Origin of the sequence: Gemmobacter fulvus, from assembly GCF_018798885.1 — a bacterium.
GTDB classification, from domain to species: Bacteria; Pseudomonadota; Alphaproteobacteria; order Rhodobacterales; family Rhodobacteraceae; genus Gemmobacter; species Gemmobacter fulvus.
The window spans coordinates 1,958,063-1,978,557 of sequence record NZ_CP076361.1; the positions used below are offsets into that span (position 1 = coordinate 1,958,063).

Genomic DNA, 20,495 nt, shown 5'->3' on the forward strand with positions numbered 1-20,495 from the left:
CCTTGCGGCCGCAGATGAGGGATAGCCATGTCGCGTTCCGTTTTTCCGGCCCCAGTTTTTCTGGCTTCGGTTGCCAGCCTCACCTTCAGTGCCCTTCCGGCACAGGCACAGCAGGTGGTCGAGTTTCCGCCGATCTATCTGAATGGGGGCCTGTCGCCGATCGAGGCGGCACGCTATGGCCGCGCGGCCAGCATCGTCACGGCAGAGGATATTGCCGCGCGGGGCATCACCACGGTGCAGGACGCGCTGCGCGCCGTACCGGGCGTGGCGGTCAATGGATCGGGCAACAGCTTTACCCAGGTGCGCATCCGTGGCGGTGAGGGCAATCACACCCTGATCCTGATCGACGGTATCGCGGCGGCGGGGGGTGATGGCGAATATATCCTCAGCGGCATCGAGACGGCGAATATCGAACGGATCGAGGTGCTGCGCGGCCCGCAATCGGTGTATTTCGGCTCCAATGCCTCGGCTGGGGTCATCAACATCATCACCCGCAAAGGCGGCGCGGGCAGCAGCGCCAGCGGCAGCATCGAGCTGGGCGCAGGCACCACCGCCAGCGCCTTCCTGTCGCACCGCACCGCGCAGGGCGGGGTGTCGCTGTCGCTGTCGCGGACCGATGACCGGGGCTTTGATCAATCCGGCGACGGCGGCGAAAAGGATGGTCTGGACCGCACCACCGCCATCCTGTCGGGTGATTATGCGCTGGGTGAAGATCTGACGCTGGGCTTCACCGCGCGGCGGTCGCAGGAAAGCTATGATTACGACAGCACTTCCTACACGGCGGTCGATGCCCCTTCGTATGTTGTTGATGACCCGACCCAGTTCGCGGACCGGGACGAGCTGACTGCCGGGGTCTTTGCCGAATACAGCATGATGAACGGTCGGCTGACGCATCGTCTGGCCGCCGAGACGACGCAGAACAAACAAAGCGCCAATGGTGCGCCGTTCACCCGGACCAGCACCGATGCGTTGAAATACCGGCTGAGCTATGGGCTCGACGGCGCGGTTGCGACCGCCGACAATCTGGTCAACCTGCTGCTGGAAAACCGGCGCGACGCCAGCAGTTCCAACCCGCAATACGGGCGCGAGGCGACCTCGGTTGCGCTGGAATACCGGGGCAGTCTGGACTCGGGGCTGGATGTGCAGGCGGGCGCGCGGTTTGACAATAACGACGTGTTCAAGGATGCGCGCACCTGGACGCTCGGCCTGTCTTACACCTTTGCCGAAAGTGATATCCGTCTGCATGGCTCTGCCGGAACCGGCATCGTCAACCCGACCTATTTCGAGCTTTATGCCGATGCCTTCGGCTATAGCGGCAACCCCAATCTGCGGCCGGAACGCAACCGCAGTCTGGATCTGGGCGTGGAACTGCCGGTGTTCGGGCATCGCGGCACGGTGGATGTGACCCTGTTCAAGGAAACGCTCACCGATGAAATCACTGCGGTCAGCACCGGGCCGGGCACCTTCAGTTATGTCAACCAGACCGGCAACAGCGACCGCCGGGGGCTGGAGGTCGCGGGGCAGGTGCAGGCCACTGACGCGCTGGCGCTGCGTCTGGGATATACCTATCTGGATGCGCAGAACCCCGATGGCAGCCGCGAGGTGCGCCGCCCCCGACATGAGGTGGCACTGGGCGCAACGCTGGACAGCTTTGGCGGCAGGGGCAGCGTATCGGCGGATCTGCGGCATGTGTCGGGCAATTTCGACACCCAGTTCTGGGGCGCTTATCAGACGGTGGAATTGCCCGCATTCACCACGGTCAACCTGACCGCGCGCTATGATCTGACCGATCGGCTTCAGCTGACGGGCCGGGTAGAAAATGCGTTTGATGCGGATGTGACCGATGTCTGGGGCTACGCGACGCGGGGCCGGGCGGTATATGTGGGGCTCAATGCCAAATTCTGATGCTTTGCGACGGATCCTGCTGGCGGGGGCGCTGCTCTGCGCCCCCGCCAGTGCGCTGGCCGATGGCCCGGCGCGCGTGGTGTCGATGAACCTGTGCACCGATCAGCTTGCCATGTTGATGGCGGCTCCGGGGCAGCTTCATTCGGTCTCTTATCTCGCCGCCGATCCGCGCGGGTCGGCGATGGCAGATCAGGCACGGGCCTATCCGGTCAATCACGGGCTGGCCGAAGAGGTCTATCTGATGCAGCCCGATCTGGTGTTGGCGGGCACCTATACCTCGCGCGCGACGGTCGACATGCTGCGCCGTCTGGGCGTGCCGGTGGAAACATTCGAGCCGTCCAATTCGTTGCAAGAGGTGCGCGATGGCATGATCCGCATGGGCGCGGTGCTGGGTCAGAGCGCCCGCGCGGCAGAGATCGTTGCCGCCTATGACGCGGATCTTGCTGCCTTTCAGGAGGCGGTGGCGCACCGCCCCCGCGCCGCCCTTTATGCCGCCAACAGCTATACCTCGGGCGACCGCACTCTGGCCGGGCAGATCCTCGCCACGGCGGGGTTGGCCAATGTGGCGGCAGAGGCGGGCTATGACAGCGGCGGCATCCTGCCGCTGGAGGTGCTGGTGATGGCGGCCCCGGAGGCGGTGATCACCGGGCGCCCCTTTCCGGGCGCGTCGCGGTCGGAAGAGGTGCTGCGCCACCCCGCCCTGCTGGCGATGCAGGACGATCACGCCTCGGGCCATGTCACCGACCGCGACTGGGTCTGCGGCACCCCCTATGTCTTGCGCGCTGTGGCCGAAATGGCCGAGCTGCGCCGCACCTTGATCGAGGTGGACCAATGATGCGGCTGTTCTTGGGCCTGACGGCGCTTGTTGTCCTGCTGTTCGGGGTGGCGCTGGTGGTTGGCCCCGCGCGTATCGGTCCGGTGGCCAGCCTTCATGCACTGATCGTCGGCGATAGCAGCCCGCTGACGCTGGTGATGCGCGAAATCCGCCTGCCGCGCGCGCTGCTGGCGGTGATGATTGGCGCGGCGCTGGGGCTGGCCGGGGCGGCGATGCAGGGCTATCTGCGCAACCCGCTGGCGGATCCGGGGCTGATCGGCGTGTCAGGCTCGGCGGCGCTGGGCGCGGTGCTGGCGATCCAGACCGGGCTTGCCACCACGGTGGCCATGGCGCTGCCGGTTGCGGCGCTGGGTGGGGCACTGATCGGCGTGCTGCTGGTTCTGGCGCTGTCGGGGACGCGCGGCGGGTCGCTGACGCTGATCCTCGCGGGCATTGCCATATCGGCACTGGCCGGGGCGCTGACCTCGCTGGTGCTGAATCTGTCGCCCAACCCCTTTGCGGCGAATGAGATCGTGTTCTGGATGATGGGGTCGCTGGCAGACCGCTCGATGACGCATGTCTGGATTGCGCTGCCGCTGATCCTTGCCGGGGCGGCCTTGCTGGCCAGCCTTGGCCGTGGGCTGGATGCGCTGACGCTGGGCGAAGATGCCGCGCAGGCGCTGAGCATTGATCTGGCGCGGCTGCGCCTTGTGCTGATCTTTGGCACGGCGGCGGTCGTGGGGGCCTCGACGGCCGTGGCGGGGACCATCGGGTTTGTCGGGCTTGTGGTGCCGCATCTTCTGCGCGGGTATGTGGGCGCGCGACCGGGGCGGCTGTTATGGGCCTCGGCGCTGGGCGGCGCGGTGATGCTGCTCGCCGCCGATATCGCGGTGCGGCTGCTGTTGCCCGCGCGCGATCTTAAGCTGGGCGTGGTGACGGCACTGGTGGGCGCGCCGCTGTTCCTGCATCTGATCTATCGCACCCGGAGGGCCGGACCATGACCCTGCTCTCTGTCAAAGGCCTTGGGGTAGCGCGGCGCGGCAGGCCGGTCCTGCATGACATTTCGCTGAGTGTGACCGCGGGCGAGGTGATCGGGCTGATCGGCCCGAACGGGGCGGGCAAGACCACCTTGATGCGGGCCTGCCTTGGGCTGGTGCCGCATCATGGCGAGTCGTCGCTGGCGCAGATGCCGCCCCGGCAGCGGGCGCGTGCCGCCGCCTGGATGCCGCAATCGCGCGAAATTGCCTGGCCGGTTTCGGTGGAAACGCTGGTTGCGCTGGGCCGCACGCCGCATCTTGCCCCCGGTCAACGGGCATCGGAGGCCGATCTTGCCGCCGTGGATCGGGCGCTGTCGCGGATGGATCTGCAAGCGTTCCGCCACCGCAGCGCAACGCAGCTTTCGGGAGGCGAGCAGGCGCGGGTTCTGATCGCCCGTGCGCTGGCGCAAGAAGCGCCCCTGCTGATGGTCGACGAGCCGATTGCCGGGCTGGACCCCGGCCATCAGATTGCGACCATGCAGGCCTTTGCGGCGCTGGCGGAGGATGGCTGCGCCGTCATCGTCTCGTTGCACGATCTCAGTCTGGCGGTGCGGCATTGCACCCGGCTGATCGTGGTTGACGCGGGCCGGATCGTGGCCGATGGCCCGGCGCAGGCGGTGCTGACCCCGGCGCTGTTGCGCGACAGTTTCGCGATCTCGGCCTGGTTCGAGCAGACGGCGGATGGCCCGGTGTTCCAGCCGCTGGAGGTGCTGCGATGATGCGTGTCACGCTGAATCGCCCCTGGCTGAGCTGCGATCTGGGGCAGGAGATGCAGGTGCTGAGCTGGGCGATCAACCGCCCCGGCTTTGCCATGGCGCGGCGCATCCTGTGGCGTGAGGTGCGCAATGCCGACCTGCCGGAAACGCTGGATGTGCGCGACTGGCTGGCGACGGAACTGGCCCGCACGGGGGCCGGGGATGCGATTGCCTTTCTCACCTCGCGCGATGTTACGCGCTATCATCAGGCGGTGCAGACGGTGGGAGACTGCCGGGCCGATTGTGTGGCGACGGTCGGCCTGTCGAACGCGGAACGGGTCGGGCAACGTGTGCTGCGCCCCCATGCCGTCTGGGGCACCATCAACATCGCGGTGCAGCTGGACCGGGGGCTGAGCCAGACCGGACTGATCGAGGCGATCAGCATCGCCGCCGAGGCCCGCACCGCTGCGATCATGGATGCCGATCTGCGGCTGCCGGGTGGACGGGCCACCGGCACTGGCACCGATTGCCTCGCCATTGCGGCCCCGCCGGGGCGCGATGACTATGCGGGTCTGCACACCGAAATTGGCGAGGCTCTGGGCGCTGCGGTCTATCGCGCGACGCGCGCCGGGGCGGCTGACTGGCTCGGCGATCCCCCGAAATTGACAGGAGACGAGAGCGATGGCTGATCTGCACATATGCCTGGAACAGGGGCTGACACAGGCCGAAACCGGCTGGAATATGGGGTCTTTTGGCGCGATTGCCGAATTTCATCATGTGGCGGGCGAGGCCCCGCCCACGCCGCTTGCCCCGCTGGCACAGGTGACCCAAAGGGGCGGGGTGCGGATCGACCGGCTGGAGGGTGTGCGCCCGGTGGCCTATGAGGCGCTCAGCCCGCGCAGCCACCGCTGGTCGCAGGCGGTGGCGCTGTGCCTGCCCGCGCCAGGGGCGGTGATGGGCCAGCGGCGGGTGCTGACGGATCTTGGCCCGGATAGCGCGGCACTGCGCCCGCAAGACCAGGACGCGATCCTGTTTGACATGGGGTTGGCCCAGTATCAGGTGGATTTCTGTATCCGCACGGCGGATGAAGAGCTGTTGGCGGTGCTGCGCGCACAGGCGGGCCGGTCTCTGTTCGAGCCGGGCAATCCGGCGATGGCGGCGATCCTGAAGGCGCACCCACATCGGGTGGCGCTGACGCGGATCGGGCGGGTTGAGGTGTTTCAGAAGATCGGCGGCCCGGATACCGGCGGCGTGTCGCCCGAAGGGCCGCATACCCATGTGCTGCCCAAATTGCTGCGCGCCAAGCGCACCCATTCAGCCAATGCGCCGATCCCCGAAGGCTGGGTGCCCTGCGCCGGCTTTCATCCGGCAAATCCGGTGATCGGCCCGATGGGCGAGGACAAGCCGTTTGATCCCGCTGCCTTTGCCGCGTTTCAGGGGCTGTTGGCCGCCTGGGGTCCGATCGAGTATACTGGGGTCAAATCCGCTGTCGCGGCGGCGCTTGCCGCAGGCCAGATGCCGGATGGGATGCCGGAGCCCGCCACCCGTCTGGGCCGCGCGGCCTTGCGCAATGCGCTGCGGCAGTGGCGGCGGCAGCACGGCGGCTCTGCCTTGCTCGATCAATGGGTCGCCCGCTTTGATGCCGCAGGCACGGCGGGCGATGAGGAGGACGACGCGCCGGGGGACTGAGCGGGGGATCAGGTCTGGCGCAGGCGGCGGGCGCTGATCCAGCTTGCCGCCGCCATCACGCCCGCCGTGGCAAGGCAGAGCGGCAGGCCGCCCAGTTGATAGCTGATCCCCGACAGCAGCGTGCCAACCAGCCGCCCCGCCGCATTGGCCATATAGTAGAAGCCCACATCCATCGTCACCCGATCCGCATCCGAAAAGGCGAGGATCAGATATGAATGGACGGCCGAGTTGATGGCAAAGACAAAGCCGAACAGCAAAAGCCCGGCCACCAGCGTCAGGGTCAGCCACAGGGCGGGGGCTGTGACCGTCGCGGCGGCGGCGGCCAGTGCAAAGGGGATGGGCACCAGCCACCCGGCCCAGGCGATGGCCTTGGCGACAATGGCCGCTTCGGGCTTGCCCTTGGCCGCCAGCAGTTTTGGCGCGGCGGCCTGCACAGCGCCATAGGCGATGATCCACAGCGCCATGAAACCACCGATCAGGAAAAACGCGGCGCGGCGGCCATCCGGGGTGCCATCCGACAGGACCGTCTGAAAATAGACCGGAATCCCCACCACGAACCACACATCCCGCGCCCCGAACAGAAACATGCGCGCCAGCGACAGGCGGTTGATGCGGCGGTCGGTGGACCAGATGGCCGAGAGCCTGGCACCCTTTTGCCCGGCAGGCAGGCCGGGCGGCAGGAACAGCACGACCGCGATCAGGATTGCGGCCAATGCTGCGGCCATGCCCCAGACGGCGGCATCAAACCCGGCCAGCGCCAGCAGCGCCGCGCCGATGAAAAACCCGGCCCCCTTGACCGCATTCTTCGATCCGGTCAGCGCCGCCACCCAGCGGAACAATGTGCCATCACCTGCGGGCGCCAGATGTTTGACTGCCGATTTCGACGACATCTTGGCCAGATCCTTGGCGACGCCGCTGACCCCCTGCACCGCCATGACGAAGGCGACCGAGGCGGCAACACTCCAGGCGGGATCAAGCTGCGCCAGCGCCGCCAGTGCCCCGATCTGCAAGGCCAGCCCGGCATAGAGCGTGGAGGCCAACCCGAACCGCACGGCAATCCAGCCCGCCGCAAGATTGGTCACGATGCCCGCAACCTCATAGAGCAGGAACAGCCAGGCGAGTTGGATGGGCGTGAAGCCCAGCCCGTTGAAATGCAGCAGCACCAGCATCCGCAGCGCGCCGTCGGACAGCATGAAGGCCCAATAGGCGGCAGTCACCGCCATATAGGCACGAAACGGGTTTGCAGCGGTCATGGGGGGTCCTTGCCAGACGGGGCGCGCCGGGGGCTGTCTGCCCCCGGACCCCCGAGGATATTTGCGCCAAGATGAAAGGGGTCAGAAGTGCTGCGCCACCATGCGGGTGATGTCGGCCAGGCGGCAGGCATAGCCCCATTCATTGTCATACCAGGCGTAGATCTTCACCTGGGTGCCGTTGATGACCATGGTGGAGGGCGCGTCGATGATGGCCGAGCGCGGGTCATTGGTGAAATCGCAGGAGACCAGCGGGCGCGGCTCGTAGCCGAGGATGCTTTGGAGCGGGCCTTCGGCGGCGGCCTTGAATAGGGCGTTCACCTCTTCGGCGGTTGTCGGCCTTGCCACTTCGAACACGCAATCGGTGAGCGAGGCATTGAGCAGGGGCACGCGCACGGCATGGCCGTTGAGGCGACCCGCAAGTTCGGGGTAGATCAGGGTGATGGCGGTGGCGGAGCCGGTGGTGGTCGGGATCAGGTTCATCAGGGCCGAACGTGCGCGGCGCATGTCTTTGGCAGGGCGGTCCACGATGGTCTGGGTATTGGTCACGTCATGGATGGTGGTGATGGCGCCATGGCGGATGCCGAGGGTTTCATGGATCACCTTCACCACCGGGGCGAGGCAATTCGTGGTGCAGCTTGCCGCCGTCACCAGATGATGCCGGGCCGGATCATAGGCGTCGTGGTTCACGCCATAGACGATGTTCAGTGCCCCGCCGTCCTTGACCGGGGCCGAGACGATCACCTTTTTCACGCCAGCCGCATAATAGGGCTGCACCTTGGCCGCTGTCTTGAAGACGCCGGTGCAATCGATTACCAGATCCACGCCCAGGTCGGCCAGCGGCAGGTCTTCGATCCGTTTGGCGGTGGTGAGGCGGATGCGGCTGCCGTTGAGGGTCAGGCTGTTGGCGTCATGGGTGATCTGTGCGCGCCAGCGGCCATGCACGGAATCAAACTCCATCAGCAGGGCGTGCTGTTCCGGGGTGCCTTGCGGATCATTGATCAGCACGATGTCACCGCCTGCGCCAGTGTCGATCAGATCGCGCAGGGCGAGTTTGCCGATGCGGCCAAGGCCGTTGAGGGCGATACGGGGCATGGGGCGTTCCTTTCAGGCCTGATCGCGACCGATATGGTCGACGCTGCGCTGTAGCGCGAGGCGGTCAAGCTGGTCGACGGGCAGGGCGGAGAAGGCCATGATGCGCCGGTTCAGTTCGGAAAAGGCCTTGCCGAAAGCCAGCGCCTTTTCGGCATCGGTGCCGGTTGCCTTGACCGGATCGGGCACGCCCCAATGGGCGCTGATCGGCTGGCCCGGCCAGGGCGCGCATTCTTCGGCTGCGGCGGCATCGCAGACGGTGAACACGAAATCCATCTGCGGGGCGTCGGGCGCTTCAAACTCCGAGATATGTTTGGAGCGCAGGGCCGAAGTGTCGAGCCCGGCGCGTTGCAGCACCTCGACCGCATAGGTGTTGAGCTGCGTGCCGGGGCGGGTGCCCGCCGAAAAGGCGCGAAAGCGGTCTGGCGCGGTGGCGTTCAGGATGGCTTCGGCGAAGATCGAGCGGGCAGAATTGCCCGAGCAGATGAACAGCACGTTGAAAGGCTGTGTGGACATGACGGGACTTGCCCCCTGTTGAAGAAGTTGCGCACAAAGATCAGGCCGCCCCCGGCAGCAATCGTTGACGAGATAGCCCAGAAGATCACCGGCCCGTTGCATGTCGACGCTATAGATCAGCGATCGCCCTTCCCGCGTGGCCCCGATCAGGCCGGCAGACTCCAGATCGGCCAGGTAATGCGACAGCGTGTTCTGTTTCAGGGCCAGCGTCTCGGCAATCTCGGTCGGGCGGGCACCCTGGGGGGCGCGCCGCACGAGAAGGCGGAACACCGACAGGCGACCGGGATGTCCGAGGGCGGTGAAGGCCTGGGTTGCGATATTTATTTCCATAAATCAGGAATAATGGATTTAATGGCAATCCCCAAGTGAAAGTTTCATGACCCATTCGGGGGTCGGGTTCGGCGGAGACAGGCCCATTTCCTGCTCGTTTGCTTGTAATCGACGGTCATCGTTCCCATGTGAAATCCTGTGATCTTGTATCGAGCGTCGAGGCCCTCTCCGCTCTGATCCACCTTCTTGACGTGCCGATTTGCCGCGATCCCCGCGCCCTGCGGGGCATTTGCACCCCTGTTGCGACCTGCCGGGCAAATGGCGGGCGCCTATACCTTCCGTGCCGATGGGCCCGGACCATCAAAGGATACCGTCCATGGCACAGTGGCAGACGCACAGGACGATGGATCCCGAAACGGCGGCCCGCCCGGGAGTGATGGCATGACCGCCGTGCTGTCAGGGGCCGGGATTGCGCCGGACGGCTTGCCTTGGGCGGATGCGGCCCCGATCCGTGCCGAGCTGTTCGGGATCGAGCGGATGGAGCAACATGCTCTGACCCTTGCCACCGCACAGCGTGTGGCGCTGCGTCCGCGCCGCGTGCCGCCGCTGCAACATCGGCTGGATGACAATACCGCGCAGCTTCTGGCGGCCTACCGGGCCATTTCGCGCGAGCTGGCCGCCGGGCGGCAAGTGGTGCCGGCGGCGGATTGGTTGCTGGACAATTACCATCTGGTCGAGGCGCAGATCCGCGAGATCCGTACCGATCTGCCGCCCGGCTATTATCGGCTGCTGCCCAAGCTGGAGAGCGGGCCCTTTGCCGGGTATCCGCGCGTGTTTGGCATTGCCTGGGCCTTTGTGGCCCATACCGACAGCCATTTCGACCCGGAGGTTCTGCGCCGCTTTCTGGTGGCCTATCAGACGGTGCAGCCGCTCACGATTGGCGAGCTTTGGGCGGTGGCGATCACCCTGCGCATCGTGCTGATCGAAAATCTGCGCCGCCTGTCCGATCAGATGACGATGGGGCGCTTGCGGCGGCTGGAGGCCGATACACTGGCCGACCGGATCTGCGCGCCGGGTCAGGCCCATGCCGCGCTGTTCGCCGAAATCGAGCGCCGCTCCTCCGGGCCGCTGTCAGAGGTGTTTGCCGCGCAACTGGCCAAACGCCTGCGCGACCGCGACCCACGCACGAACCCGGCCTTGGGTTGGCTGGAAGAGCGTTTGGCCGCGCAGGGCGCATCCATCGACAGCGTGGTGCGCCATGCGCAAGAGCGGCAGGGGGCCTCGAACGTCACGCTGCGCAATGTGATCACCAGCATGCGCGCGATCTCCGAAATCGACTGGGCCGACCTTTTTGAAAGCGTCAGTCTGGTCGAGGCCGGGTTACGTCAGCATGGCGACTATGGCGCGATGGATTTTCCCAGCCGCAATCTCTATCGCAGCGCGGTCGAGGCGCTGGCGCGGGGCAGTGATCTGACCGAAGCCGAGGTGGCCGATCGCGCCGCTGCGCGTGCCGCTACGGCGCGCGATCTGCGCGGGGCGGACCCTGGTTGGCATCTGATCGGGGGGGGGCGTGCGGCGTTTGAAACGGATATCGGGTTTCGCGCGCCGCTGCCCTTGCGCATCCGCCGATGGGGGCTGGCGGCGGGGCCGCGCGGCTATTTCGGGGCGCTTTTTGCGGTGACGCTTGGGCTGGTCGGGTTGTCGGTTGCGGCGCTGCTGGCCTGGGGTGGCGGGTCACTGGTGCTGTGGCTGTGGGGTATGCTTGCCGTGCTTCCGGCCAGCGCGGTTGCAGTTGCGCTGGTCGACCGGATCGCCGCCGCCAGCGTGGGGGCGGTGCGGCTGCCGGGGCTGGAGCTGAAGGCGGGGGTGCCCTCTGCCCTGCGCACCGTGGTGGCGGTGCCGGTGCTGATCACCGACAGCGACGATCTGCGCGCCCAGATCGACGGGCTGGAAGTGCATCACCTGTCTGGCACTGGCGGCGACATGACCTTTGTGCTGCTGACAGACGGGCTGGATGCGCCGACGGAACAGATGCCGGGCGATGCCGCGTTGCTGGCGCTGGCCGGGGCTGAAATCGCGGCGCTGAATCAGCGCCATGCACCCGGCCCCGCCGGGCCGCGCTTTCTGCACCTGCACCGGGCCCGGCGCTACAACGCCGCAGAAGGGGTCTGGATGGGGTGGGAGCGCAAGCGCGGCAAGTTGCATGAATTCAACCGCCTGCTGCGCGGGGCACAGGATACCGGCTTTGTCACTGCGGACGGGCAGGTGCCTTGGGTGCCCGCCGATGTGCGTTATGTCATCACGCTGGATGCCGATACGCGGATGCCGCGCGATGCGGCGGTGCGGCTGGTCGGCAAGATCGCCCATCCGCTGAACCGCCCGGTTCTGGATACGGCGCTGGGCCGGGTCACGCAGGGCCATGGCATCCTGCAACCGCGCGTGACGCCCGCGCTGGCAAGCGGCCACAAGGCCACGCTGTTTCAACAGGCGACCTCTGGCCCCGGTGGCATGGATCCCTATGCGGCGGCTACCTCGGACATCTATCAGGATCTGTTCGGCGAAGGCTCTTTCACCGGCAAGGGCATTTACGATGTCGATGCCTTTGCGGCGGCGATGGAGGGCCGGGTGCCCGACAACACCCTGCTCAGCCATGATCTGTTGGAAGGCATCTTTGCCCGTGCCGGGCTGGTTTCGGATGTGGAGCTGGTCGAGGCTTTCCCGGATCGTCACGATGTGGCCAGCCGCCGCCAGCATCGCTGGACGCGCGGCGACTGGCAGTTGCTGCCCTGGCTGGTGGCACCGGGTATTCCGCTGTTGGGGCGGCTGAAGATGGTCGACAACCTGCGCCGCGCGCTGGTCGCGCCGCTCACGCTGGCGGTGCTGGCGCTGGGTTGGGTGCTGCCCGGCCCGGCGGCGCTGCTGGCAACGCTGCTGGTGCTGGCGGCGGTGGCGCTGCCGGTGCTGGTGCCGATGCTGATGGGGGTCATTCCGCGCCGCACTGGCCTGCATGTGGAAAGCCATCTGCGGCAGTCGCTGGCGGATCTGCGCCTTGCACTGCTGCAAACCGGGCTTGGCCTGACCTTTCTGGCCGACAGTGCCTGGCGCATGGGGGATGCCATCCTGCGCACCTTCTGGCGGCTGGGGGTGTCGCGCCGCAATCTGCTGGAGTGGACGACGGCGGCACAAGCGGCGGGCGGCCCCCGGCCTGGCCTTGCCGGGGTGGCGCGCGGCATGGCGGGAGGGGTGGGTCTGGGCCTGACCGTCAGCGTTGCTGCCGGGCTGGCCGCCCCGGCGGCGCTGCCGCTGATCCTGCCTTTTGCGGCGCTGTGGCTGCTGGCTCCGGCCATTGCCTTCTGGATCAGCACCGCGCATCCCGCGACACAGGACAGACCCCTGCCCGCCGAGGCCGCGCGTGATCTGCGCCGCATTGCCCGGCGGACATGGCGGTATTTCGAGGTTTTCGTGACCGAGGCCGACGGCCATCTGCCGCCGGATAATTTTCAGGAAGACCCGGTTGGCGTGACGGCCCGGCGCACTTCGCCCACCAATATGGGGCTCTATCTGCTGTCTGCCGTTGCGGCGCGCGATTTCGGCTGGTCGGGCCTTCTGCGCACCACCGAACGGCTGGAACTGACGCTGGCCGCGATGGCGGCCCTGCCAAAGTTCAAAGGGCATTTCTACAACTGGTACGGCACCGAGGACGGGCGGGTGCTGGAGCCTGTGTATGTGTCATCGGTGGATAGCGGCAATCTGGCGGGCCATCTGATTGCGGTGGCCAATGCCTGCGAGGGCTGGGCACAGGATGCCACCCCCGGCGACATCCGCACCGGGCTTTTGGATACGCTGCATCTGGCGCGCATGGCCCCCGGTGCGACGGCAGCCCCGCTTGGTGATCTGCTGGATGAGATCGAGGCGGGGCTGCTTGCGCCTGTCGCGGGCGATCCCGGCTGGCTGGCGCTGCAGCGCCTTGCCAGCAAGGCGCGGGCTGCGGTGCCTGCGGGCGATGGCATGACCGAGGCGCAGCTCTGGCTGGATGCCCTGCACCGCGAGCTGGGCCAGCATGCGCAGGACACCGACCCCGCGCTTTCTGCGGGCCTGCCGTCGCGCCTTGCCGCCGTGGCCGCGCAGGCGCGACAACTGGCGCTTGCGATGGATTTCGCCTTTCTGCTCGATCCGGACCGCAAACTGCTGTCGATCGGCTATTCCGTTTCTGAAAACGCGCTGGATCCAAGCTGTTATGACCTTCTGGCGTCCGAGGCGCGCTTGGCCAGCCTGTTTGCCATCGCCAAGAAAGACGCCCCGGCGCGCCACTGGTTCCGGCTGGGCCGGTCGGCAACGCCGCTGAAAGGCGGGGCGGCGCTGGTGTCCTGGTCAGGCTCCATGTTCGAATATCTGATGCCGGCCCTGGTGATGCAGGAATCCGACGACAGCTTGCTGGGCCAGACCAACCGTCTGGTGGTGGCGCAGCAGCAGCGTTATGGCCAGCAGCGCAATGTGCCCTGGGGCGTATCGGAATCCGGGTTCAATGCCCGTGATGTGCAAATGAACTACCAGTATTCCACCTTCGGCATCCCCGGACTGGGCCTGAAGCGCGGGCTTGCGGCGGATCTGGTGATTGCACCCTATGCAACCGGGCTGGCAACCATGATCGACCCGCTGGCGGCTCATCGCAATTTCGCGGCTCTGTCGGCGCGGGGTGGGCTGGGCCGCTTCGGCTTTTTCGAGGCTATGGATTTCACGCCCTCGCGCGTGCCCGAAGGGGCGACCGTCGCGGTGGTGCGCAGTTACATGGCACACCATCAGGGCATGACGCTTGTGGCCATTGCCAATGCGCTGCACGATGGCCGGATGCGCGCGCGCTTTCACGCCGAGCCGATGATCCGCGCCGCCGAGCTGCTGCTGCAAGAGCGCATCCCGCGCGACATCGTGAACGCCCATCCCCGCGCCGAAGAAACCCCGGCCGGAAATCCCGCCGTGGCGGATATGCAGCGGATGGCGCGGATCGAAGGGGTGCCGCAGGGCCCGCCCGTTACCCATCTTCTGTCCAATGGCCGGTATTCGGTGATGCTGACGGCGCGTGGCGGCGGTTACAGCCGCTGGGGGCACATCGCCATCACGCGCTGGCAGGCGGATGCCACACGCGACAGCGGCGGCACGCAATTCTGGCTGCGCGATGTGCGCAGTGGCGCAGTGCATCATCTCAGCGGCGCCGGAGATGTGGCCGAGCACCGCGAGGTGCAGTTCTTTGAAGATCGCGCCATCGTTTCGCGAACCGATGGCACCCTGGCGACCACGCTGGATATTGTGGTGTCGGGCGAACATGATGCCGAGGTGCGACGGATCTGCGTCACCTCTACCTCGCGCCGCCCGCGCGAGATCGACGTGACCTCCTGCGCCGAGCTGGTGCTGACGACGGTTGCGGCGGATGAGGCGCATCCGGCCTTTGCCAAGATGTTCGTGCAGACCGAATATCTGCCGGAGTTCCACGCGCTTCTGGCCACGCGCAGGCCACGCAGCCCGGAAGAAAGCCCGGTCTGGGCGGCGCATTTTCTGGTGGTCGAGGGCGAGCCTGCGGCGGCGATGGAATATGAAACCGACCGCGCGGCATTTCTGGGCCGCGACAATGACATGGCCCATGCGCAGGCGATCAGTGGCGATGCGGCGCTGACGGGCAGCGTGGGCACGGTGCTGGATCCGGTGTTTGCCCTGCGCCAAAGGCTGCGCATTGCGCCGGGTGGCACGGTGCGGCTGGCCTTCTGGACGGTGGTTGCGGCCTCGCGGGCCGAGGTGATTGATCTGATCGACCAGCACCATGACCGTAACGCGTTTGATCGGGCCAAGACGCTGGCCTGGACGCAGGCGCAGGTGCAGCTGCGGCATCTGGGCGTGGATGCGGCGCAGGCGGCAGAGTTTCAACAGCTGGCCGCGCCGCTGCTTTATCCCGATGCGCGGTTCCGGGCGTCGGCTGGGGCCATCCTGCATGGGGCGGGTAAACAATCCGGACTGTGGCCGATGTCCATTTCCGGCGATCTGCCGATTGTGTTGCTGCGGATCGACGATCAGGCCGACATGCCCGCAGTGCATGATGTGCTGCTGGCCCATGAATATTGGCGCATGAAACGGCTTGAGGTGGATGTCGTCATTCTGAACGAGCATCCGCCCTCGTATGTGCAAAGCCTGCAATCGGCGATCGAGGCGGCGCTGCGCAGCAGTAATACCGCCCGCGCCGGGGCGGCGGGCGGGGCGGTTCATGCGCTGCGGGCCGATCTGATGACCGCCGAGGCGCGCGCCCTGCTGGCGGCCACCGCGCGGGTGGTGTTGTTGGCTCGGCGCGGCGCATTGGCCGATCAGATCGCGGCGGCGCTGTCCGAAGGTTCGGCTCTGCCCGCCGCCGCGCTGCCCGCGCGGCAGGCGCTGCGGCCAACCCCGCTGGCCGGGGTGCCTGCCACCGACGCGCCTGTCACCGAATTTTTCAATGGCCTGGGAGGGTTTGACCGGCAGGGCCGTGAATATGTGACGGTCCTCGCTACCGGCGCCACGACCCCGGCCCCCTGGGTCAACGTGATCGCCAATGACGGCTTCGGCTTCCAGGTGTCGGCCACCGGCAGCGGCAGCACCTGGGCAGAAAACAGCCGCGAAAACCGGCTGACCCCCTGGTCGAATGACCCGGTGGCCGATCCGGCGGGCGAGGCCTTCTATATCCGCGACGAGGCGACGGGCGAGCTGCTGTCGCCGACCGCCCGGCCCCTGCGCAGTGCGGGCCTTCATACCGCGCGGCACGGCTTTGGTTATAGCCGCTTCACCCATGAGGCGGGCGGGCTGGCGCTGGATCTGCTGCAATATGTGCCGCTGGATGCCCCCGCCAAGATTTCGCGCCTGACGTTACGCAACCTGTCGGGGCGGCGCAGGCGGCTGACGGTGCTGGCCTATGCCGAGCCGGTCATGGGCCTGTCACGTGCGGCCACCGCGCCGTTCCTGACCACCGGGCGCGATGACCAGAGCGGTGCCCTGTTTGCGCGCAACCCGTGGAACATGGCCTTCCCGGATCGTGTGATGTTTGCCGATCTGGGTGGCACCCAGACCGGCTTCACCACAGACCGCACCGCCTTTCTGGGCCATGGCGGCGATCTGTCGGCCCCGCTGGCATTGATGACGGGAGTGCCGTTGGCTGCTGCCGAAGGGGCCGGGCACGACCCCTGCATGGTGCTGGCCCGCAGCGTGGATCTTGCCCCCGGAGACAGTGTGGAGGTGGCGCATTTTCTGGGGCAGACCGCCTCGCCCGAGGCGGCGCGCGCGTTGATCGACCGGCTGCGCCATGCCGATCTGGATGCGCTGCTGACCGAGGTCGAGGCGCATTGGCAGGAGGTTCTGGGCACGGTGCAGATTGAAACACCGGACCGTGCGATGGATATTCTGGTCAATGGCTGGTTGCAGTATCAGACATTGGCGTCGCGGGTGCAGGCGCGGGCCGGGTTCTATCAGGCCAGCGGGGCCTACGGGTTCCGCGATCAATTGCAGGATGGCATGGCGCTGACGATGGCGCAGCCGGGCCGGGTGCGGGCGCATCTGCTCCGGGCGGCCGGGCGGCAATTTCCCGAAGGCGATGTGCAGCATTGGTGGCTGCCCCATTCCGGGCAGGGGGTGCGCACGCGGATTTCGGATGACTGCGTGTGGCTTGGTTATGCCGTGGCCGATTATGTCGCCACCAGCGGCGATGCTGCGGTGCTGGACGAGATGGTGCCTTTCATCGAGGGCGTTTCGCTTGCCCCCGGTCAGCATGACGCCTTCTTTCTGCCCGATCCATCGGCGCATCACGCGCCGCTCTATGAGCATTGCGCCCTTGGTCTGGATCGCTGCATCGCCCTGACGGGGCGGCTTGGTCTGCCATTGATGGGCACGGGCGACTGGAATGACGGCATGAACCGCGTCGGCGAGGGCGGGCAGGGCGAAAGCGTCTGGCTGGGCTGGCTGCTGCTGCGCACGCTGGCGATGTTTGCGCCGCTGGCCGCGCAGCGGGATCCGGCGCGGGCTGTGCGCTGGCAGGCCCATGCCGAAACCCTGCGCGCCGCTCTGGAGCGCGAGGCCTGGGACGGCGCATGGTATCGTCGCGCCACCTTTGATGATGGCAGCTGGCTGGGCTCGGCCAGCGGTGCGGCGTGCCGGATCGATTCCATCGCACAATCCTGGGCGGTGTTGTCCGGGCAGGCCGACCCTGTGCGCGCCGCGCAGGCGATGCAGGCGCTGGACCGGAACCTGATCCGCCCCGAGGCGAAGCTTGCCTTGCTGTTCACCCCGCCATTTGACAATGCGGCCCCGGAGTTTGGCCCCGACCCCGGCTATATCGCCGGATATCCGCCCGGTTTGCGCGAAAATGGCGGGCAATACAGCCATGCGGCGATATGGGCGGTTCTGGCGCGGACGCAGTTGCGCGATGGCGATGGTGCGGCGCGCTTGTTCGGCATGCTTAACCCCATCACCCATGCGCTGACACCCGAAGGGGTGCAGCGTTACAAGGTGGAACCCTATGTGGTGGCGGCCGATGTCTATTCGGTTGCGCCGCATGAGGGCCGGGGCGGGTGGACCTGGTATACCGGCTCGGCGGCCTGGATGTATCGTGCCGCAGTCGAGGGCATCCTTGGCTTGCGCCGCGAGGGCGACCATCTGCGCATCGACCCCTGCCTGCCACGCGACTGGCCGGGCTTTTCGGCAAAGCTTCGGATCGGCAGCACGCAGTTGGAGATTCGCGTGGTGCAGGGGGGGGATACCGCGACGCCGGGCACAGAGATTGGGCCGGGCGGCCTGCGGGTGCCGTTGGACGGGGCGGCGCATGTGCTGCATCTGCGCCTGCCACCGGATGCCTGAGGGTGGGCGCGGCGGGCAGCCGCGCCGCAAAAGACAAAACCCATCCCCAAGCCCCGCTGCAAGAGAACAGAACCCTTGTCTGGACCCCCAACTATAGAAACCAAATCACGACAGGATTGGTAGATTTATCTCCATGACAATGGAGGCTGCCATGACTCGTATTCTGACCATCTCGGGGCCCGCCACCCAATCCGGCCTGCTGCGGCAGACCGGATTGGGCGCGGCCACGGCAGGCGGGCAAGCCCTGGTGCTGACAGAGCGGCCCGACCCTGAAAATCCGGTTCAGCAATTTCTGGTGGGCGAGGCGATCCTTGCCCATCCCGGGCATGCCATCGTGGCGCAGGGCGCCGTTGTGCCCTTGGTGGCGGCGGTTCTGGCGCAGTGGCCGCATCTGGCGCAGACCCGTGTCTTGCTGGTCGATCCGGTAATCGCGCCGGGGCAGAGCTGTGACCGGCTACCCCGGGCTGCCGCGGTGCAGATCGTGGTGGGCCGCAAGGCCGATGCGCCGCGCCGCGCGATGGCCCGTCATCTGGCGGCGGAGCTTGGCTGCGCGCTGCGGGATCAACGCCCGCTGGCATCCTTTGGTCAGATACAGGCCGAGCGCGCCCGAATGATCGCGGCGACCGTGATGCGCCTGTGCCGCTGGCGGGCCTATGCCCGCGCGCCGCAGGCCGGGCCGGTCTGATCCGTGTTTTGCCCCTCACCCTCTCTCGTCCCGTGGCCCTGTGGGCTGCGGGACTGAACCCATGATCACAATGGAAAACTCCTCATGTATTTCACCAGCGTTCCAGTCACTCCGGCGGCCGTCTGTCCTGCCGGTCCTGTCATTGCCATCGTCGGTGGTGGCTATAGCGGTGCGGCGGTCGCCTGGCATCTGGCGCAGGTGCTGAAGGATCGTCCGGGCCGCATCGTGGTGTTTGAACCGCGCGCAGAGCTGGGGCGCGGCTTGGCCTATTCGACCCCCGATCCCGATCACCGGCTGAATGTGCCCGATCACCGCATGACATTGGCGATTGAAGATCCGCTGCATTTCAAGCGCTGGCTCACCTCGGAGGCCGCGCCCTTGCTGGCACCGGGCAGTGCGACATTGGCGGGCGAGATCTTTGCCCCCCGCGCGGTGTTCGGTCAGTATGTTGCCGCGCATCTGGCACCGCTGATTGCGGCAGGTCGGGTGGTGCATCGGCAAAGCGCGGTCACGCGGATCAGCGCCACCGGGGCGCAATTCGCGGTGCAGGATGCGTCCGGGGCCATCGTCACGGCGGATCAGGTGGTGCTTGCGGTTTCGCATCCACCCCCGGCCCTGCCGTCCGAGCTGGCAGCGCTGCGCCACGATCCGGCGCTGATCGAGGATCCCTCTGCCCCCGGCGTGCTGGCGGCGGTCTCCCCGCAAGAGCGGGTGCTGATCGTCGGATCGGGCCTGACCGCGGCGGATATTCTGTGCAGTCTGATACGGCAGGGGCAGCGGGGCGGGGTGCAGATCCTGTCGCGGCATGGCTGGCGGTCGCAACCGCATGGCCCGAAACAGGCGGAAACGACGGCAGAGTTCACCGAAGGTCCGGCACGCACGGCGCTGACGCTGCTGCGCAGGGTGCGCAAGGCGCTGGCGGCGGATGCGGCGCGCGGGCTGAGCTGGCACGCGGTGTTTGACCGGCTGCGCGCGCAGGGCCCGGCGATCTGGGCGGCGCTGCCGCTGGCAGAGCGCAGGCGCTTTCTGCGCCATCTGCGCGCCCTGTGGGACATCCACAGATTTCGCATCGCCCCGCAGACGCATGACATCGTAAGCCGGGCCGAGCGCGCCGGTCGGGTGGAGTTTCATGCGGCGCGGCTGATTGGCGTGGCGCGGACGCCGCAGGGGCTTCTGACGACGATCCGCCCGCGCGGCAGCAGCCATCTGGCGCATCTGACGGTGGATCGGGTGATCCTTGCCACCGGGCCGGCGCATGGGCAGGTGATTGCGGGCAATCCGGCGCTTGCCAGCCTGCAGGAACAGGGGCTGGTGCAGCCCGATCCGCTTGCGCTGGGGATTGCGACGACGCCACAGGGCCGCGCCATCGGGCAGGCGGGTGCTGCCGTGCCGGGGCTGTTCGTCGCTGGTCCTCTGGCGCGCGGCACCGTGGGCGAATTGATGGGCGTGCCCGAGGTCACCGCGTGGGCAGAGCATCTGGCCCGTCAGTTGGTCGCCGACTTGCCACAGCCCGCAGCGGTTGTGGGCTGAGGCAGATCCGGTTGGCCGCGCGGCGAATTTCCTTCTCTGCGCGGGTCGGCCTTGGGAAGAAAGCCTCTTTGCAGGCGCAGCAATTTGGAATGGCCGCAGGCGGAAAGCGCCGCTAGCTTTATATCGACAAAGTTAGTCGTGATAGGCGTC

Annotated in this window: 12 protein-coding genes; 9 read left to right on the plus strand and 3 right to left on the minus strand. The window is 67.1% G+C overall.

Going from position 1 to position 20,495, the window contains the following annotated elements:
- Positions 1-27 precede the first annotated feature (27 nt).
- Genes KM031_RS09555 through KM031_RS09580 form a run of 6 tightly spaced genes read left to right on the plus strand, consistent with a single transcriptional unit; the run spans position 28 to position 6,140 of the window.
- Positions 28-1,905, plus strand: coding sequence for a TonB-dependent receptor plug domain-containing protein (locus KM031_RS09555; protein WP_215505865.1), 1,878 nt, complete (start codon positions 28-30; stop codon positions 1,903-1,905).
- On the plus strand, positions 1,892-2,740 hold the full coding sequence (locus tag KM031_RS09560; RefSeq protein WP_215505864.1) for an ABC transporter substrate-binding protein: 849 nt from the start codon (positions 1,892-1,894) through the stop codon (positions 2,738-2,740). The genes KM031_RS09555 and KM031_RS09560 overlap by 14 nt, the downstream gene beginning before the upstream one ends.
- The gene (locus KM031_RS09565; protein ID WP_371878989.1) at positions 2,737-3,720 is read left to right on the plus strand and encodes a FecCD family ABC transporter permease; all 984 of its coding nucleotides are present in this window, start codon (positions 2,737-2,739) and stop codon (positions 3,718-3,720) included. The genes KM031_RS09560 and KM031_RS09565 overlap by 4 nt, the downstream gene beginning before the upstream one ends.
- Entirely contained in the window at positions 3,717-4,475 is a 759-nt protein-coding gene (locus KM031_RS09570; RefSeq protein ID WP_215505863.1) for an ABC transporter ATP-binding protein, read from the plus strand. The genes KM031_RS09565 and KM031_RS09570 overlap by 4 nt, the downstream gene beginning before the upstream one ends.
- Positions 4,472-5,140: an adenosylcobinamide amidohydrolase gene (locus KM031_RS09575; protein ID WP_246567132.1), complete on the plus strand. Its 669-nt coding sequence runs from the start codon at positions 4,472-4,474 to the stop codon at positions 5,138-5,140. The genes KM031_RS09570 and KM031_RS09575 overlap by 4 nt, the downstream gene beginning before the upstream one ends.
- Positions 5,133-6,140, plus strand: a complete 1,008-nt coding sequence (locus KM031_RS09580; protein WP_215505862.1) for a DUF6925 family protein — start codon at positions 5,133-5,135, stop codon at positions 6,138-6,140. The genes KM031_RS09575 and KM031_RS09580 overlap by 8 nt, the downstream gene beginning before the upstream one ends.
- A gap of 8 nt (positions 6,141-6,148) precedes the next feature.
- Here KM031_RS09580 and arsJ read toward each other — a convergent pair whose 3' ends face one another.
- The 3 genes from arsJ to KM031_RS09595 form a co-directional block, all read right to left on the minus strand.
- Positions 6,149-7,393, minus strand: a complete 1,245-nt coding sequence (gene arsJ, locus KM031_RS09585; protein WP_215505861.1) for an organoarsenical effux MFS transporter ArsJ — start codon at positions 7,391-7,393, stop codon at positions 6,149-6,151.
- An 81-nt stretch (positions 7,394-7,474) separates the two neighbouring features.
- The gene (locus KM031_RS09590) at positions 7,475-8,485 is read right to left on the minus strand and encodes an ArsJ-associated glyceraldehyde-3-phosphate dehydrogenase (protein ID WP_215505860.1); all 1,011 of its coding nucleotides are present in this window, start codon (positions 8,483-8,485) and stop codon (positions 7,475-7,477) included.
- Between the two features lie 12 nt (positions 8,486-8,497).
- The gene (locus KM031_RS09595) at positions 8,498-9,328 is read right to left on the minus strand and encodes an arsenate reductase/protein-tyrosine-phosphatase family protein (protein WP_215505859.1); all 831 of its coding nucleotides are present in this window, start codon (positions 9,326-9,328) and stop codon (positions 8,498-8,500) included.
- 381 nt (positions 9,329-9,709) lie between these two features.
- On the opposite strand from KM031_RS09595, the gene KM031_RS09600 reads away from it, so the two are divergent.
- The 3 genes from KM031_RS09600 (at position 9,710) to KM031_RS09610 (ending at position 20,345) form a co-directional block, all read left to right on the plus strand.
- Positions 9,710-18,130 (plus strand): glycoside hydrolase family 94 protein, encoded by an 8,421-nt coding sequence (locus KM031_RS09600; protein WP_215505858.1) that lies wholly within the window; start codon positions 9,710-9,712, stop codon positions 18,128-18,130.
- A gap of 151 nt (positions 18,131-18,281) precedes the next feature.
- Positions 18,282-18,815: a hypothetical protein gene (locus tag KM031_RS09605; protein ID WP_215505857.1), complete on the plus strand. Its 534-nt coding sequence runs from the start codon at positions 18,282-18,284 to the stop codon at positions 18,813-18,815.
- An 84-nt stretch (positions 18,816-18,899) separates the two neighbouring features.
- Positions 18,900-20,345, plus strand: a complete 1,446-nt coding sequence (locus KM031_RS09610) for an FAD/NAD(P)-binding protein (protein WP_215505856.1) — start codon at positions 18,900-18,902, stop codon at positions 20,343-20,345.
- Positions 20,346-20,495: the final 150 nt, after the last annotated feature.